12 protein-coding genes are annotated in these 16,205 nt (G+C 67.5%); 6 read left to right on the top strand and 6 right to left on the bottom strand.

The features are described 5' to 3' along the window. Window positions 1–40: 40 nt before the first annotated feature. Window positions 41–2,326, bottom strand: a complete 2,286-nt coding sequence (gene metE / locus KGR00_RS01680; protein ID WP_224417921.1) for a 5-methyltetrahydropteroyltriglutamate--homocysteine S-methyltransferase — start codon at window positions 2,324–2,326, stop codon at window positions 41–43. Between the two features lie 134 nt (window positions 2,327–2,460). Here metE and KGR00_RS01675 point away from each other — a divergent pair, with 134 nt between their 5' ends. Next, window positions 2,461–3,375: a LysR family transcriptional regulator gene (locus KGR00_RS01675; protein ID WP_224417922.1), complete on the top strand. Its 915-nt coding sequence runs from the start codon at window positions 2,461–2,463 to the stop codon at window positions 3,373–3,375. A gap of 13 nt (window positions 3,376–3,388) precedes the next feature. Here the strand turns inward: KGR00_RS01675 and KGR00_RS01670 are convergent, their stop codons facing one another. The 3 genes from KGR00_RS01670 to KGR00_RS01660 are packed head-to-tail and all read right to left on the bottom strand — an operon-like array spanning window position 3,389 to window position 6,224. Further along, window positions 3,389–3,841: a lipocalin-like domain-containing protein gene (locus KGR00_RS01670; RefSeq protein WP_224417923.1), complete on the bottom strand. Its 453-nt coding sequence runs from the start codon at window positions 3,839–3,841 to the stop codon at window positions 3,389–3,391. 23 nt (window positions 3,842–3,864) lie between these two features. Further along, complete coding sequence (locus KGR00_RS01665) at window positions 3,865–5,502, bottom strand: ATP-binding protein (RefSeq protein WP_224417924.1); 1,638 nt, start codon at window positions 5,500–5,502, stop codon at window positions 3,865–3,867. A gap of 5 nt (window positions 5,503–5,507) precedes the next feature. Next, window positions 5,508–6,224, bottom strand: coding sequence for a response regulator (locus KGR00_RS01660; protein WP_224417925.1), 717 nt, complete (start codon window positions 6,222–6,224; stop codon window positions 5,508–5,510). A gap of 597 nt (window positions 6,225–6,821) precedes the next feature. On the opposite strand from KGR00_RS01660, the gene KGR00_RS01655 reads away from it, so the two are divergent. From KGR00_RS01655 to gnd, 4 genes are all read left to right on the top strand, one after another. Next, a complete protein-coding gene (locus KGR00_RS01655; RefSeq protein WP_224417926.1) occupies window positions 6,822–9,731 on the top strand; it encodes a ribonucleoside-diphosphate reductase subunit alpha in 2,910 nt (969 codons plus the stop codon). A gap of 127 nt (window positions 9,732–9,858) precedes the next feature. Continuing rightward, entirely contained in the window at window positions 9,859–11,109 is a 1,251-nt protein-coding gene (locus KGR00_RS01650; RefSeq protein WP_224417927.1) for a ribonucleotide-diphosphate reductase subunit beta, read from the top strand. 68 nt (window positions 11,110–11,177) lie between these two features. Beyond that, a complete protein-coding gene (locus KGR00_RS01645) occupies window positions 11,178–11,585 on the top strand; it encodes an NUDIX domain-containing protein (protein ID WP_224417928.1) in 408 nt (135 codons plus the stop codon). 94 nt (window positions 11,586–11,679) lie between these two features. Next, window positions 11,680–12,657 (top strand): phosphogluconate dehydrogenase (NAD(+)-dependent, decarboxylating), encoded by a 978-nt coding sequence (gnd, locus tag KGR00_RS01640; RefSeq protein WP_224417929.1) that lies wholly within the window; start codon window positions 11,680–11,682, stop codon window positions 12,655–12,657. Window positions 12,658–12,690: 33 nt separating this feature from the next. Here gnd and KGR00_RS01635 read toward each other — a convergent pair whose 3' ends face one another. Continuing rightward, the gene (locus tag KGR00_RS01635; RefSeq protein WP_224417930.1) at window positions 12,691–14,100 is read right to left on the bottom strand and encodes a PLP-dependent aminotransferase family protein; all 1,410 of its coding nucleotides are present in this window, start codon (window positions 14,098–14,100) and stop codon (window positions 12,691–12,693) included. 209 nt (window positions 14,101–14,309) lie between these two features. Between KGR00_RS01635 and KGR00_RS01630 the strand changes: the two genes are divergently transcribed. After that, window positions 14,310–14,879, top strand: a complete 570-nt coding sequence (locus KGR00_RS01630; protein WP_129139466.1) for a hypothetical protein — start codon at window positions 14,310–14,312, stop codon at window positions 14,877–14,879. 14 nt (window positions 14,880–14,893) lie between these two features. Here the strand turns inward: KGR00_RS01630 and KGR00_RS01625 are convergent, their stop codons facing one another. After that, window positions 14,894–16,174, bottom strand: a complete 1,281-nt coding sequence (locus tag KGR00_RS01625; protein WP_224417931.1) for an FAD-binding oxidoreductase — start codon at window positions 16,172–16,174, stop codon at window positions 14,894–14,896. Between the last annotated feature and the right edge of the window lie 31 nt (window positions 16,175–16,205).

The raw sequence follows: 16,205 nt of genomic DNA, 5'->3' as shown, positions 1-16,205 counted from the left end.
GCCCTTTTGACGACCGATGATGGACGCTATGCGGCGCGCGCTACCCCAGACGGCGACGCAGCACGCCGGCGGCCTCGACCATCGCGGTCAGAGCCGGTTCCACCTCGGCCCAGCCGCGAGTCTTGAGCCCGCAGTCGGGGTTGACCCACAACCGCTCGGCGGGAATCTTCTCGGCGGCCTTCTCCATCAGGGCGACCATCCAGTCGACCTCGGGGATGTTCGGCGAGTGGATGTCGTAGACGCCCGGACCGATCTCGTTGGGGTAGGCGAAGTCCTGGAAGGCATCGAGCAGTTCCATGTCCGACCGTGAGGTCTCGATGGTGATCACGTCGGCATCCAGCGCGGCGATCGCGGCGATGATGTCGTTGAACTCCGAATAGCACATGTGGGTATGGATCTGCGTCTCGTCGCGGGCCACCGCCGCGCTCAACTGGAAGCAGTTCACCGCCCAGTCGAGATAGCCCTGCCACTGGCTCTGGCGCAGCGGCAGCCCCTCGCGCAGCGCCGGCTCGTCGATCTGGATGACCCGGATGCCCGCCGCCTCGAGATCGGCGACCTCGTCGCGCAGCGCCAGGGCGATCTGCCGACAGGTGGTCTCGCGCGGCTGATCGTCGCGCACGAAGGACCACTGCAGGATGGTCACCGGCCCGGTGAGCATGCCCTTCATCGGCTTGGCGGTGAGCGACTGGGCGTACTCGCTCCAGGCCACGGTCATCGCCCGCGGGCGGCTGACGTCGCCAACGATCACCGGCGGCTTGACGCAGCGGGAACCGTAGCTCTGCACCCAGCCGAAATCGGTGAAGGCGAAGCCGTCGAGCCGCTCGCCGAAGTATTCGACCATGTCGTTGCGCTCCGGCTCGCCGTGCACCAGCACGTCGAGGCCCAGCGCCTCCTGGCGCTCGACGACATGGGCGATCTCCTCGCGCATGCGGCGCTCATAGTCGGCCGCCGGGAGTTCGCCGCGCTTGAAGGCGAGCCGGTCGGCACGGATCTCGGCGGTCTGCGGAAACGAGCCGATGGTGGTGGTCGGAAACAGCGGCAGCTCGAGCCGAGCGCGCTGCGCCCGAGCGCGCTCGGGGTAGGCACTGGCGCGGCGGGCGTCCGCCGGACGCAGCGCCGCGAGACGCTCGGCCACCGCCGGCTGGTGGATCCGCGTCGACTGCCCTCGCGCGTCGAGCGCCGCGGTGGCTGCCTCGAGCGCGGCATGGTCGTCGCCGTCGCCACGGCCGTCGAGCAGCCGGGTCAGGATCGCCACCTCGTCGAGCTTCTGGCGGGCGAAGGCCAACCAGCCCTTGAGCTCGGGATCGAGCCGCGTCTCGCTGGCGAGATCCACCGGCACGTGCAGCAGCGAGCAGGACGGTGCCAGCCACAAGCGCTCGCCGAGCCGCATCCGCGCGGTGGCCAGGCGTTCGCGCAACGCCGCCAGATCGGCGCGCCAGACGTTGCGTCCGTCGATCGCCCCCACCGAGAGGATCTTGTAGGTCGGCAGGCGGTCAAGCACCCGCTCGAGCTGGTCCGGCGCCCGCACACAGTCGATGTGCAGCGCCTCGACCGGCAATCGAGTGGCCAGCCCCAGGTTGTCGCCCAGGTCACCGAAATAGGTGGCCAGCAGCACCTTGACCGGCGCCGACTGCAGCGCGTTGTAGGCGGACTCGTAGGCCTGCTGCCAGTCCCGCGGCAGATCCTGGACCAGCGCCGGCTCGTCGAGCTGGACCCAGGTCACGCCCTGGTTGCCCAGTCGGGCGAGGATCTCGCCGTAGACGGCGACCAGTTCATCGAGCAGTTCGAGGCGCTCGAAGCCCGCGTCCCGGGCCTTGCCCAGCCACAGCCAGGTCAGCGGCCCGGTGAGCACAACCTTGACCGGATGGCCGGTGGCCAGGGCCTCGTCGACCTCGTCGAACAGCCGCTGGCTGGCCACCCGGAAAGTCTGCCCGCGATGCAGTTCGGGGACCAGGTAGTGATAATTGGTGTCGAAGTACTTGGTCATCTCGCAGGCCGCCGCGGGGGTGCCGGTCGGTGCCCGCCCGCGGGCCATGCGGAAGCTGGTGTCGAGATCGACCTCGCCGTCGACGGGGCCGAAGCGTGCCGGTACCGCGCCGATCAGCGTGGAAACGTCGAGCACCTGATCGTAGAAGGCGAAGTCGCCGGCGGTGATGAAATCCAGGCCGGCGTCACGCTGCGCCTGCCAATGGCGTTGACGCAGTTCGCGGCCGGCGGCCTCGAGGTCGGCCTGGGCGGTCTCGCCCTTCCAGTAGGCCTCGACGGCCCGCTTGAGTTCGCGGTGGGCGCCGATACGGGGATACCCCAGAGTATGAGCCAGCGTCATGATTATTCCTTGCCATCGTTAACCGGGTAAGATGCGAACAGGTTTCGCCATCCGCGCTGACGGCAAGTCTCACTGGCCAGGCAAGGTGAATCAAACTAAATTATCTAATCATCAACTTGAATGGCTTTCACGATATGCTCGAGCTTCGCCATCTTCGCACTCTGATCGCCCTGCGTGATGCCGGCTCGCTGGTGGAAGCCGCCGAACGGGTCCATCTCACCCAGTCCGCCCTGTCGCACCAGATCAAGGATCTCGAGGAGCGCCTGGGCAATCCGCTGTTCCTGCGCAAGACCCGTCCGGTGACCTTCACCCGCAGCGGCGAACGGCTGCTCGCCCTGGCCGACCAGGTCCTTCCCCAGGTGCGCATGGCCGAACGCGACCTGGCGCGCCTGGCCGGCGACGAACAGGGCCGGCTGCACATGGCCATCGAATGTCACAGCTGCTTTCAGTGGCTGATGCCGACCATCGATCGCTTTCGCGATCACTGGCAGGAGGTCGAGGTCGACATCCCCAGCGGCCACAACTTCGACCCGCTGCCGGCGCTGGCCCGCGAGCATCTCGACCTGGTGATCACCGCCGACCCGCAGCCGCTGGCCGGCGTCCACTACGAGCCGCTGTTCCGCTACGAGGGGCTGCTGGCGGTGGCCAAGCAGCACCGGCTGGTCGACCGCCCCTACGTGACGCCGGAGGAACTCGCCGGCGAAACGCTGATCACCTACCCGGTGGAGCACGCCCGGCTCGATGTCTTCACCCAGTTTCTCGACCCGGCCGGCCTGGTACCGCGCGAGGTGCGTACCGCCGAGCTGACGATCATGATGATGCAGCTGGTGGCCAGCGGCCGCGGTGTCTGCGCGCTGCCCAACTGGGCGTTGACCGAATACCTGGAGCGCGACTACGTGCGCGCCCTGCCGCTGGGCGAGCAGGGCGTGTGGAGCACGCTGTTCGCGGCAATCCGCGAGGACAGCCGCGAACTGCCGTGGATGGAGGATTTCCTGCGCACCGCCCGCGAGACCTCGTTCGCGGTGCTGTCGGGGATCAAGCCGGCCTAGGCGTGTCGTTCAGTCAGAGCGCGTCGCGGGTCCACTCGAGGATCGTCGTGTAACCGCCCTCCGGGAGCTGCGGGCTGGGCGCGTCGGTGGCCAGCACCAGGCGATTCGCCTCGAGCGTCACCTCGCGCGTCAGGCGGGCGCCCTCCCAGAAGGGCAGGCTGGCTATGTCGACGTCGTGATGCACCGCGCGGCCGGACAGCGACCAGTCGCCGCCATAGGCGAAGCCGCTCTGGAAGTGGGCGGCCAGGCTGGCGTCGCTGCCGAGATCGAGCGGCGGCCGCTGGCGGGCGGCTACCTGGACCGCCATGCGCGCCGGCCGGCCGCCCTCATCGAGCAGATAGAGGAGCTGGCCGACGGCCTCGCCGAGGGGCGCCCGCTCGCGTCCGTCGGGCCAGCGGTAGATGAAACGCTGCAATCGCCAGGCGCCGGCCAGCGCCTCGGGGGTGGGAAGTACGGGGTCGGGCATGGCGAATCTCCATTCTCGGAACGTCAGACGGGGCCGCCGAGCGTGGGCTGGGTGGTCGCCGGCAGCAGCAGGCTGAAGCGGGCCCCGCCCAGCGTGTGGCTCTCCTCGACCACCACGCTGCCGCCGTGCCAGAGCATGATCTTCTGGACGATCGACAGCCCCAGCCCATAGCCGCCGGAACGTCGCGTGCGGCTGTCGTCGAGCCGCGCGAAGGGCTTGAAGACCTCCATGCGCTCGTTCTCGGGCACGCCGGGGCCGTCGTCCTCGACATCCAGGCGTACCGCCCGGGTATCCCGCGAGATCACGATCATCACCCGCAACTCGGCGTGTCGGCAGGCATTGGCGACCAGATTCTGCAGGGCACGCTGCAGATAGCGCGGCTCGGCGACCACCTCGATCTCGTCGCCCGGGGCGATCGACAGCGCGATGTGCGGGTGCAGCGAATCGAGCGCCTCGACGACCCGCTCGGCCATCGCCCGGCAATCGATGCTCTCGGTCTCCAGGCGCACGCCGCTGGCGTTGTCGCTGCCCAGCTTGGCGTAGGTGAGAATCTCGTCGACCAGTTGATCGAGCTCCTCGATGTCACTGTCGATGCCCTTGAGCTGGCGGCGCACCGCGTCATCGTCGGTCATGTCGTCGACCATCTGCACGGCGAAGCGGATACGCGCCACCGGCGTGCGCAGCTCATGGGAGACGGCACGGATCATCTCCTGCTGGGCGCGGATCAACGACTGCACCTGGGCGGCCATGCCGTTGAAGGCCATCCCCAGCCGGCCCATGAAGTCGCTGCTGTCGACCTTGACGCGGGTGTCGAGATAACCGCCGGCGATGCGTGTCGCTGCCTTCTCGAGTCGCGCCATGCGCGCCTCGACGCCACGCACGATCAGGTAGATCGCCCCCGCCAGCAGCATCAGCGACGCCAGCACCAGCCCCAGGGTCAGCGTCAGCGGCATGGTGTCGAAGGCGTGCACCGGGCCCACCTGCAGCCAGCGTTTGCCGCTCTCCTCCGAGTCGCCCAGCAGCAGGACCCGGGCGTGGGCCGACAGGCTGCGCTCGACGGGCTCGAGACGCAGCACCACCTCGCCACCGCGCAGACGCTCGCGCTGGCGCTCGTCGAGCCCGTCGGGCGGCTGGTCGGTCAGGGTGATCGGCAGGGCCTGCTTGTCGGCCAGGGTCTTGAGCGGCACCTCGGGGGCCGGCATCGACTCGAGCCAGCCGCGCAGGCTGTCGACCAGACCGCGCATCTGCTGCTCGGTGAGCTCCGAGAACATGGCCTCGAGAACCAGCGGCTCCTTGGGCAGTCGCCGCCACAGGTGCCAGGTGCCCAGGCCATCCTGCCTGACCAGCGGACGTCCCTCGTCGAGCCGGGCCCGCTGGAAGTAATTGAAGTCGACGCGCTCGGCGGGATGCAGAATCAGGGCGATGTTGAGACGCGCGCTCTGGCGGGCCAGCCAGGCCGGCCGCTCGCTCTCGGGGACCTCGCCGATCAGCGTGGTGAGCAGCGCCATGGGCGCGCTGGCCAGCCGTTCCCGATAATGCTCGCGGCGCACCTGATCGACCACCAGGTATCCCAGCATCGCCAGGCTGAAGGTCAGGATCAGGGCCAGCAGCAGCGACGCATAGACGCGCAGGAACGTGCTGTCACGCAGGGTGCGGCGCATCGGACTCAGGCGTCCTTGACGAATAGATAACCCTTGCTGCGAACCGTCTTGATGCGGTGCGGCTGGTTGGGATCGTCGCCGATCTTGGGCCGGATGCGCGACACGCGCACGTCGATCGAGCGGTCCTGGCCGTCGTACTTGATGCCGCGCAGCGACGAGAAGATCTCCTCGCGGGTCAGCACCCGACCGGCATTGTCGGCGAGCAGCCACAGCAGATCGAACTCGGCGCTGGTCAGGTCGACCCGCTCGCCTTCCAGCCAGGCTTCGCGCGTGGCACTGTCGATGGTGAGGTTGCCGAAGGTCAGGCGAACCGCGCCACTGCCGCTCTCGGCAGGATCGCTGCGACGCATCAGGGCCCGCATGCGCGCCAGCAGCACGCGGGGCTGAACCGGCTTGGGCACGTAGTCGTCGGCGCCCATCTCCAGGCCCAGCACCTGGTCCATGTCGTCGGTCCGCGCGGTCAGCATCAGGATCGGACCGGCATACTGCGGGCGTACCCGCCGGCAGATCGACAACCCGTCCTCGCCGGGAAGCATCAGGTCGAGGATCACGATGTCCGGCTCCAGCTCGACGATACGCTCGACGGCATGCGTGCCTTCCGCCTCCAGCGTGACCTGGAAGCCGTTGGCCTCGAGGTATTCGCGAGTCAGATTCGCCAGGCGCTCATCGTCCTCGATGATCAGTACGTGGTCCTTGTGTTTGCTGTCCAAGCTGTCATCCATCCTGTTGACTGGGGCGGCGCGCCGCCGCTGACGATCAGGTCTTGTCGACCCCCCGCAACTCCTGCCAATGCTACACCGAGCAACAGGGCGTTACGAGATGGTCACCCTCAACCTTAGCGAATGGCCGAGGATGATACCTGAAATCATTCTTGTTCGTGGCGCCGGTCGCGCAACCCCCTGATCCGTTATGACTTTTCCCTGTCGTCACGAGTATGGGCCATGGCGTGGCGGGCGGCCACGCCGAGTGACACCCTTTATCGACATTTTAATGCCGATAAATTTCCCGACAAACGCTCTTTGGCCCTTCGAAAAATTCGTCTTCCGCCACGAAAGGCGCAACCATGCCGCCCCGCGCCGGACGCCAGAAATGCCCCCAGACGAGGCACAACTTATCCACAAGTTATCCGCTTGCTGGGCACTCAAAAGCACATTATCTTGTGTCCCCACCTAGCACGGCCACAAGATGATGTGGCGACTAACAATTTAGCGAAACGCTGTCAATGAGCGTCCCGACGACGCTCCTGGCCGCGTTTTCACGCCCCGCGAGCCGGGGCGTACGTCTTTCCTACAGCTTCCTCACTACGGATGACCGGCGCCATGGAAACCACTCTCGCTCCCGATCCGACGGGCATGAACGTGACCGCCCCCAAGCAACTGCGAGTCATCAAGCGCAACGGTGACGTCGTTGCCTTCGACGCCAGCAAGATATCGGTGGCCATGACCAAGGCCTTCATCGCCGTCGAGGGCGACAACGCCGGCACCTCGTCGCGCATCCGCGACTTCGTCGCCGAGGCCGCCGCGCAGATCGTCGAGGCCTTCGAGCGGCGCACGCCGGACAACGGCACCCTGCACATCGAGGACATCCAGGACCAGGTCGAACTGGCGCTGATGCGTGCCGGCGAGCAGAAGGTCGCCCGCGCCTACGTGCTCTACCGCGAGGAGCACGCCCGCGCCCGCCAGGCCGCCGGCGGCGACATCGCCAAGCCGCACCCCACGCTCAACGTCACCCTCGCCGACGGCACCGTGCGTCCGCTCGACCTGGGCCGCGTCGAGACGCTGGTGCATGACGCCTGCGCCGAGCTCGAGAACGTCAACGCCAAGAAGATCGTCGACGACTCGCTGAAGAACCTCTACGACGGTGTCAGCGTCGACGGCGTGTCGCAGGCGCTGATGATGACCGCGCGCACGCTGGTCGAGAAGGAACCCAACTACACCTACGTCACCGCGCGACTGCTGCAGGACAACCTGCGTCGCGAGGCGCTGGCCTTCCTGGGCATCGCCGAGGAAGCCACCTATCAGGAGATGGCCGAGCTCTACAAGCCGGCCTTCCAGGCTTACATCGCCAAGGGCATCGAATTCGAGCAGCTCGACCCGGCACTCGCCGAGTTCGACCTCGAGCGCCTGGGCGATGCGCTCGATCACACCCGCGACAACCAGTTCACCTATCTGGGCCTGCAGACCCTCTACGACCGCTACTTCATCCACCGCGACGACGTCCGCTACGAGCTGCCGCAGGTGATGTTCATGCGCGTCGCCATGGGCCTGGCGCTCAACGAGGACGATCGCGAGGCGCGCGCCATCGAGTTCTACGAGCTGCTCTCCAGCTTCGACTACATGGCCTCCACGCCGACCCTGTTCAACGCCGGCACCGTGCGCAGCCAGCTCTCCAGCTGCTACCTCACCACCGTGCCCGACGAGCTCGACGGCATCTACAGCGCGATCCGCGACAACGCCCTGCTCTCCAAGTGGGCCGGCGGCCTGGGCAACGACTGGACCCCGGTACGCGCACTGGGTTCCTACATCAAGGGCACCAACGGCAAGAGCCAGGGCGTGGTGCCGTTCCTCAAGGTGGTCAACGACACCGCGGTGGCCGTCAACCAGGGCGGCAAGCGCAAGGGCGCGGTATGCGCCTACCTCGAGACCTGGCACCTCGACGTCGAGGAGTTCATCGAGCTGCGCAAGAACACCGGCGACGACCGCCGCCGCACCCACGACATGAACACCGCCAACTGGGTGCCGGACCTGTTCATGAAGCGCGTGTTCGACGACAAGGACTGGACGCTGTTCTCGCCGTCCACCTGCCCGGACCTGCACGATCTGTACGGCGCCGCCTTCGAGAAGCGCTACGAGGAGTACGAGGCGATGACCTACACCGGTCAGCTCAGGCTCTTCAAGCGCGTCAAGGCCAAGGACCTGTGGCGCAAGATGCTGTCGATGCTGTTCGAGACCGGCCACCCGTGGATCACCTTCAAGGACCCGTGCAACCTGCGCAGCCCGCAGCAGCACGCTGGGGTGGTTCACTCCTCCAACCTGTGCACCGAGATCACCCTGAACACCAGCGCCGACGAGATCGCGGTGTGCAACCTGGGCTCGGTCAACCTGGCGCAGCACATCGTCGACGGCAAGCTCGACGGCGACAAGCTCGGCAAGACCGTCAGGACCGCGGTGCGGATGCTCGATAACGTCATCGACATCAACTACTACGCGGTGCCGCAGGCGAAGAACTCGAACTTCAAGCACCGTCCGGTGGGGCTCGGCATCATGGGCTTCCAGGACGCGCTGTACAAGCAGGGCATTGCCTACGCCTCGGACGACGCGGTGAGCTTCGCCGACACCTCCATGGAGCTGGTCAGCTATCACGCCATCGAAGCCTCCTCGGATCTCGCCGCCGAGCGCGGCACCTACCAGAGCTTCGACGGCTCGCTGTGGAGCCAGGGCATCCTGCCGATCGACTCCATCGAGAAGCTCAAGGCCGAGCGCGGCGCCGACTACATCGAGGTCGACACCTCCACGACCCAGGACTGGCAGCGCATCCGCGACAAGATCGCCAGCCAGGGCATGCGCAACTCCAACGTCATGGCGATCGCCCCCACCGCGACGATCTCCAACATCTGCGGCGTCTCGCAGTCGATCGAGCCGACGTACCAGAACCTGTTCGTCAAGTCGAACCTGTCCGGCGAGTTCACCGTGGTCAACGCCTACATGGTCCGCGATCTCAAGGAACGCGGCCTGTGGGACGAGGTGATGATCAACGACCTCAAGTACTACGACGGCAGCGTCCAGCCCATCGACCGCGTGCCGGACGACATCAAGGCGCGCTACGCCAGCGCCTTCGAGGTCGAGCCCAAGTGGCTGGTCGAGGCCGCCGCGCGCCGCCAGAAGTGGATCGACCAGGCGCAGTCGCTGAACCTCTACATCGCCGGGGTCTCGGGCAAGAAGCTCGACGTCACCTACCGCATGGCCTGGTTCCGCGGTCTCAAGACCACCTACTACCTGCGCGCCCTGAGCGCCACCTCGGTGGAGAAATCGACCGTCGACCGCGGCAAGCTCAACGCCGTGGGCAACGCCGGCGGCAGCACTGGCGAACCGGCGCCCGCCCCGGCCACCGAGGCGCCGAAACCCGAGCCGCGCGGCATCGACGACTTCCTGACCGGTAAGGGCGGCAGCGGGTCGCGCGCGCCGTCGGCCGGCGAGATCGACGAACTGGGCTGCGAGGCCTGCCAGTAACGACCAAGAAGGAAGAGGGAAGGCGGCGCTTCGCGCCGACGCAGCAGGAAGGCTCATGGCCGCCTGCTCTTCCGCCCGAAGGGCGCTTCCCTCTTGTCTCTTCCACCTCCGAGGAACGAGGACGATCATGCTGAACTGGGACGATTTCCACGAAGACGACGCCCCCACCGCCGAACAGCCTAGCCAGTCGAAGGCTCCCGAGCCGGCGCCAGCCGCACCGGCCGCGGAACCCGACGCCACGGCGGTGAAGGAAGCGGCCGGCCGTTACCAGGCCGCCGACAGCGACCGCCTGGCGCGTGCCCGCGCCTCGCTCGAGGAGCTCGACGTCGCCGCCGGCCTGGAAGAGCTCGAGATGGGTGCCGCGCGCATCGATGTCGATGACAAGCGCATGATCAACGCCCGCGCCGACCTCAACCAGCTGGTGCCCTTCAAGTACGAGTGGGCCTGGCAGAAGTACCTGGATGGCAGCGCCAACCACTGGATGCCCCAGGAAATCAACATGAACGCCGACATCGCGCTGTGGAAGAGCAGCGACGGCCTGACCGCCGACGAGCGGCGCATCGTCGAGCGCAGCCTGGGCTACTTCTCCACCGCCGACTCGCTGGTCGCCAACAACCTGGTGCTCGCCGTCTACCGGCTGATCACCAATCCCGAGTGCCGCCAGTACCTGCTGCGCCAGTCCTTCGAGGAAGCGATCCACACTCACGCCTATCAATACTGCGTGGAATCGCTGGGCATGGACGAAGGCGAAGTCTTCAACATGTACCGCGAAGTGCCGTCGGTCTCCGCCAAGTCGGCCTGGAGCCTCAAGCACACCCAGTCGCTGGCGCGCCCGGACTTCCATACCGGCACCCCGGAGACCGACCAGGAGCTGCTGCGCAACCTGATCGCCTTCTACTGCGTCACCGAAGGCATCTTCTTCTACTGCGGCTTCAGCCAGATCCTCTCCATGGGTCGGCGCAACAAGATGACCGGCGTCGCCGAGCAGTTCCAGTACATCCTGCGCGACGAGTCGATGCACCTGAACTTCGGCGTCGACATGATCAACCAGATCAAGATCGAGAACCCGCACCTGTGGACCGCCGAGTTCCAGGACGAGGTCACCCAGATGATCCTCGAGGGCACCGAGCTGGAGGTCGCCTACGCCCGCGACACCATGCCCCGCGGCGTGCTGGGCATGAACGCGGCGATCATGGAGGAGTACCTGCACTTCATCTGCAACCGCCGCCTCGCCCAGATCGGCCTCAAGGAGCAGTTCCCCGGTGCACAGAACCCCTTCCCGTGGATGAGCGAGATCATCGACCTGCGCAAGGAGAAGAACTTCTTCGAGACGCGTGTCACCGAGTATCAGGTCGGCGGCGCGCTGAGCTGGGATTGAGCCCCGACGCAAGCGACCACGAGCCCCGCCACGGCGGGGCTTCTTCGTGTCATCCCCCTGGAGCCCCCATGCCTGCCCCCACCGTTCTGCCCATCGCCGCCGCCGTGATCGTCGACGACCGCCAGCGCCTGCTGCTGGTGCGCAAGCGCGGCAGTCCGTGGTTCATGCAACCGGGGGGCAAGATCGATGAGGGCGAAACGCCCGAGCAGGCCCTGCATCGAGAGCTTCGCGAAGAACTGGGATCGGCGGTCACCGCGTGCCGCCACCTGGGCGCCTACCGAGCCCCGGCGGCCAACGAACCCGGTGTCACGGTGCACGCCGAGCTGTTCCGGGTGACGATCGACACCCCACCCGTGGCGGCCGCGGAGATCGAGGAAGTGCGCTGGGTCACGCGGCACCAGGCCGGGACACTCGCCCTGGCGGCCCTGACCCGGGAACACGTCCTGCCGCTGGCGTATCCCGAGTGGACAGCGTGAATCGCGTGGGACGGTCGTGCTTTGCGTCCCGCCCCGGCTGACGGTAGGCTTGCCGCCGTCCCGACTCCCCATTCCGTATCATCGAGGAATCCGCATGCAACTCGGTATCATCGGTCTCGGCCGCATGGGCGGCAACATCGCCCGCCGGCTGACTCGCGGCGGCCATACGGTCATCGCCCACGACCAGAACCCGGCCACCGTGGCGGCGCTGCACGACGACGGCATCGGCCACGCCGAGAGCCTGGCCGCACTGGTCGCCGGCCTGGAGGCGCCGCGCGCCGTGTGGGTGATGCTGCCCGCCGGCGAGCCCACCGAGACCACCATCAATGCCCTGGCCGAGCTGATGACGGCGGGCGACATCATCATCGACGGCGGCAATACCTTCTACAAGGACGACATCCGCCGCGCCCGGGCGCTCGCGCCCAAGGGCATCCACTACGTCGATGTGGGCACCTCCGGCGGCGTCTGGGGGCTGGAGCGCGGCTACTGCATGATGGTCGGTGCCGAGCGCGAGGTCTTCGAGCACCTCGATGCGCTGTTCGACACCCTGGCACCCGGTTATGGCGACCTGGAGCGCACCCGCGGCCGCAACGCCCCGGACGACCGCGCCGAGCGCGGCTACATCCATGCCGGCCCGGTGGGCGCCGGCCACTACGTCAAGATGGTCCACAACGGCATCGAATACGGTTTGATGCAGGCCTACGCCGAGGGCTTCGAACTGATGCAGAGCAAGGCCTCGCCGGACCTGCCGGAAGGCGAGCGCTTCGATCTGAACCTGGCCGACGTCGCCGAGGTGTGGCGGCGAGGCAGCGTGGTCTCGTCGTGGCTGCTCGACCTCACCGCCCAGGCGCTGGCCGGCGATCCGCGCCTCGATCACTACACCGGCGCCGTCGCCGACAGCGGCGAGGGGCGCTGGACCGTCGACGCCGCCGTCGAGCAGGGCGTTTCCGCCCCGGTGCTGGCCAATGCGCTGTTCGCGCGTTTCGCCTCGCGCCAGGAGAACACCTACGCCAATCGTCTGCTCTCGGCCATGCGCTTCGGCTTCGGTGGCCACGTCGAACCGCCGAAGTAGCAGCGTGGCAAGGCCTGCGCGTCAGTAGCGCCTTCAGAAATCCGCGAGCAGCCGGCCCAGGGTCGCCATGGCCCGCTCACTGCGCGCCGTCCAGGGGTGGCCGTAGCTCAGCCGAATGCAGTGGCCGAACCCTTGGGTAGCGGAGAAGATCGGCCCCGGCGCCAGGCTGACACCCGCCTTCAGCGCCCGCCGAAAAAGCGCCAGGGAGTCGACCCGTTCGGGGAACTCGCACCACAGGAAATACCCGCCCTCCGGCCGGGTGATGCGGGTATCGGCCGGGAAGTGGCGGTCGGCCGCCGCCAGCATGGCCTGCTGCTGCGACTCCAGGGCGAGTCGCAAGCGACGTAGATGGCGGTCGTAACCACCACGTTGCAGGTAGTCGGCGATGGCCGCCTGCGCCGGCACCGAGGGGGAAATGGTCGTCATCAGCCTGAGCCGCGAGACCGCGCCAGCAAAGCGCCCCGCCGCCATCCAGCCGATGCGATACCCCGGCGCCAGGCACTTCGAGAACGAGCCGCAGTGCATGATCAGCCCCTCGTCATCGAACGCCTTCACCGGCCTGGGTGGGCGGGCGCCGAAATGCAGCTCGGCATAGGCATCGTCCTCGAGCAAAGGAACCTGATACCGCTTCAGGAGCGCGTAGAGATCCCGCTTCGCCGAGTCATCAAGGCTTGCGCCCAACGGATTCTGCAGGTGGCTCATCAGCCAGCAGGCCCGCACGGGTAGCGTCGCCAGACGCTCGGCCAGCACCTCGAGATCGATGCCGTGGCGGGGGTGAACGGGAATCTCGACCGCCCGCAGGCCGAGGCGCTCCAGCACCTGCAGGCAGGCATAGAAGGCCGGCGCCTCGACGGCTACCAGATCCCCCGGTCGGGTGACGCACTGCAGCCCCAGGTTCAGCGCTTCCATGGCGCCGTTGGTGACGACGAGTTCCTCGGGCGCCGGCGACAGACCGTTCAAGGCGTAGCGCAGCAGGATCTGGCGGCGCAGGTCGACGTGGCCATCGGTCATGGCGGTGGTGATCGCCTCGGCCGACAGCCCGCGCAGGCCGCGCGTCATGCTGCCGGCCAGGTGCGCCAGGGGGAACAGCTCGGGGGCGGGAAACGCCGAACCGAAGGGCACCGTGTCGCTATCGCGCAGGGAATCGAGCACCGAGAAGGCCAGCTCGCTGACCGCCACCTCGGCGGGATCGGCACGCTGGGCGGCGACGCCCGGCTCGGCGAACAGCCGCCGGGCCTGTTCGCGCACGAAATAGCCCGAGCGCGCCCGGGCGACGATCAACCCCCGGTGCTCGAGCCGGTAGTAGGCCTGGAAGACCGTCGACGGACTGATGCCATAACGGCGACTGGCCTGTCTGATCGAGGGGATGCGCTCGCCCGGCGCCAGCACACCGCTGCGGATCAGGGCGGCAATCTCCTCGGCGAACTGCTCGTAACGTTTCATGGAACCCGGGTCGTGGCATATCGACCGCTCAGCATACGTCAACAATGGCCACGCCGCCGACTCGCCGAACCGGGAATCCGCACTCTGGCGAGACGCCCCGCAAACCCTGACCGATATCAACTGATCCGGTTTTTTCGGACGCAGCTGATTCTGTTACAGACCCGCCCGCTGACTTACCCTAGGCCGAAACGGCAATGGAGACCTGCGCCATGCTCGACGCCTTCGCCCTGCTGATGATCTTCGCCGGGGTCGCGTTCTCGATCTATCAGCTCTACGACATCTACTATGACCAGAACTTCGGCGACGACGAGCGCCACGCCAACGGCGACGTGCCCAACGTGGACGCCCTGTCCCGGCTGCTGGCGGCGACCACCGGCAGCGACGAGACCCGGGTGCGCCGGGTGCTGGCCGACGAATCGCAGCGGCTGTCCACGGAGTCGCTGCGCCGCCGTCAGCAGCGGCTCGTCGCCGCCAACGGGCTGCGGATCCGCCATCTGGCGTTCTGGCACACCCGCCCGCCGCGCCGGGATTGCCGCACCCCCTTGCTGATGCTGATCCTCGCCTGCTGTCTGGCGGTGCTGTTCGTCGGCGGACTGAGCGTCTATACCATCGCCTACGAGGTCACAAGCCCCGGGCTCGCCTGGGTCAACGAACCCTGGGTGCTGATGGGCGTGACCTATGGCCTGATCCTGGTCACCCACCTGCTGGCCAAGCTCGACAAGTACCTGCACGACCTCTACGAGATCGGCCGGCTCGACGAGACGCTGGCCCACGCCTGAGACATCGCCAAGCGTCAGATCAGCACGCGCAGGCACTGCCCGGCATGGTAGAGGGTGAAGCCGCTCTCGTAGCCGGTGCTCCACAGCGGCCGGGCCGGGATCGGCCGGTGGGCGCGGATGGGCAGCGGCAACAGGCTGTCGTCACCTTGGGTCAGATAGTGTGCGAAGCCCTTGCCGACCACCGTGCCGGTGGTAATACCGCGGCCGTTGTAGCCGGTGACGCCCAGGATGCCCGGCGCCGGCTCGAACAGCCGCAGGGTGTGGTCGGGGGTGAAGGCGATCCGCCCCGACCAGGTGCACTGCCAGTCGACCCGGCCGAGTTGCGGAAAGTAATGGCGCTGGATACGGTCCGCCCAGCAGCGGATGTAGGACAGCGGGCGGCCCTCGCCGCGCCCCAGGCTGCCCAGGATCAACCGTCCCTCGGCATCGAGGCGCATGCTGCTCAGGACCATGCGCGTATCCCAGGCGCCCTGCCGCTCCGGCAGGATCTCGCTGGCGAGTTCGTCCGGTAGCGGGTGCGAGGCGACCTGGAAGAAATGCCCGGGGAAGAAGTGCTCGCGAACCCGATTCCAGTCCGCTTCGGTATAGGCGTTGGTGGCGAACACCAGCCGCGAGGCGAGCACGCTGCCGCGCTCGCTGGTCGCCCGCCATCGGTCGCCTTCACGGGTCACCCCGGTCACCGGGCTCTGCGTGTACAGCCGCGCGCCGGCCGATGCGGCGGCTCTCGCCAGTCCGCGGGTGTAGGCCGCCGGGTTGATGGTGCCGGCACGCCGATCGAGCAGCGCGCGACGGATGCGCGGCGTACCGATACGCTGCTGGCAAGCATCGTCCTCGAGCAGCTCGACGGGAGAACCGCGACGCTGGAACTGTTCGGCGCGCCGCGCCAGTTCCTGTTCGCCCTTGGCATTGTGGGCCAGGTGCAGGGTCCCGGTGCGCGTCGCGTGACAGTCGATACCGTGACGCTCGATCAGCGCGAAAACCTCGCCCGGCGCGCCGCCCAGGATGGTGTTGGCGCGCTCGCCGTCGGCCTCCCCGAGCGCCTCGCGAATATCGTCCGGCGGAATCCACAGCCCGGCGTTGACCAGGCCGACATTGCGTCCCGAGCCGCCGCTGGGGATCTCGCCCGCTTCCAGCAGGGCGACATCGACGCCCGCCTCGGCGAGGTGCAACGCCGTACTGAGACCGGTGATGCCCCCACCGACCACCACCACATCGGCATGATGGTCGTCCTCTAGCGTCGGCAATGCCGGCGCCGCTTCGGGGGACGTCGTGTGCCACAGGCATTGCTCTTGCATGCTACCTCCTCTCGCGGCACCGCCCGGCAAG

It is taken from the genome of Modicisalibacter sp. MOD 31.J (assembly GCF_020147985.1).
Taxonomy (GTDB): Bacteria; Pseudomonadota; Gammaproteobacteria; order Pseudomonadales; family Halomonadaceae; genus Modicisalibacter; species Modicisalibacter coralii.
The sequence above is the reverse complement of the archived record's forward strand: the minus strand, read 5'-3'. Positions and strand labels throughout refer to the sequence as shown.

Coding starts and splice junctions, on each gene's coding strand:
- metE (WP_224417921.1), bottom strand. CDS start 2,326: ATGACGCTGGCTCATACTCTGGGGTATCCCCGTATCGGCGCCCACCGC.
- KGR00_RS01675 (WP_224417922.1), top strand. CDS start 2,461: ATGCTCGAGCTTCGCCATCTTCGCACTCTGATCGCCCTGCGTGATGCC.
- KGR00_RS01670 (WP_224417923.1), bottom strand. CDS start 3,841: ATGCCCGACCCCGTACTTCCCACCCCCGAGGCGCTGGCCGGCGCCTGG.
- KGR00_RS01665 (WP_224417924.1), bottom strand. CDS start 5,502: ATGCGCCGCACCCTGCGTGACAGCACGTTCCTGCGCGTCTATGCGTCG.
- KGR00_RS01660 (WP_224417925.1), bottom strand. CDS start 6,224: ATGGATGACAGCTTGGACAGCAAACACAAGGACCACGTACTGATCATC.
- KGR00_RS01655 (WP_224417926.1), top strand. CDS start 6,822: ATGGAAACCACTCTCGCTCCCGATCCGACGGGCATGAACGTGACCGCC.
- KGR00_RS01650 (WP_224417927.1), top strand. CDS start 9,859: ATGCTGAACTGGGACGATTTCCACGAAGACGACGCCCCCACCGCCGAA.
- KGR00_RS01645 (WP_224417928.1), top strand. CDS start 11,178: ATGCCTGCCCCCACCGTTCTGCCCATCGCCGCCGCCGTGATCGTCGAC.
- gnd (WP_224417929.1), top strand. CDS start 11,680: ATGCAACTCGGTATCATCGGTCTCGGCCGCATGGGCGGCAACATCGCC.
- KGR00_RS01635 (WP_224417930.1), bottom strand. CDS start 14,100: ATGAAACGTTACGAGCAGTTCGCCGAGGAGATTGCCGCCCTGATCCGC.
- KGR00_RS01630 (WP_129139466.1), top strand. CDS start 14,310: ATGCTCGACGCCTTCGCCCTGCTGATGATCTTCGCCGGGGTCGCGTTC.
- KGR00_RS01625 (WP_224417931.1), bottom strand. CDS start 16,174: ATGCAAGAGCAATGCCTGTGGCACACGACGTCCCCCGAAGCGGCGCCG.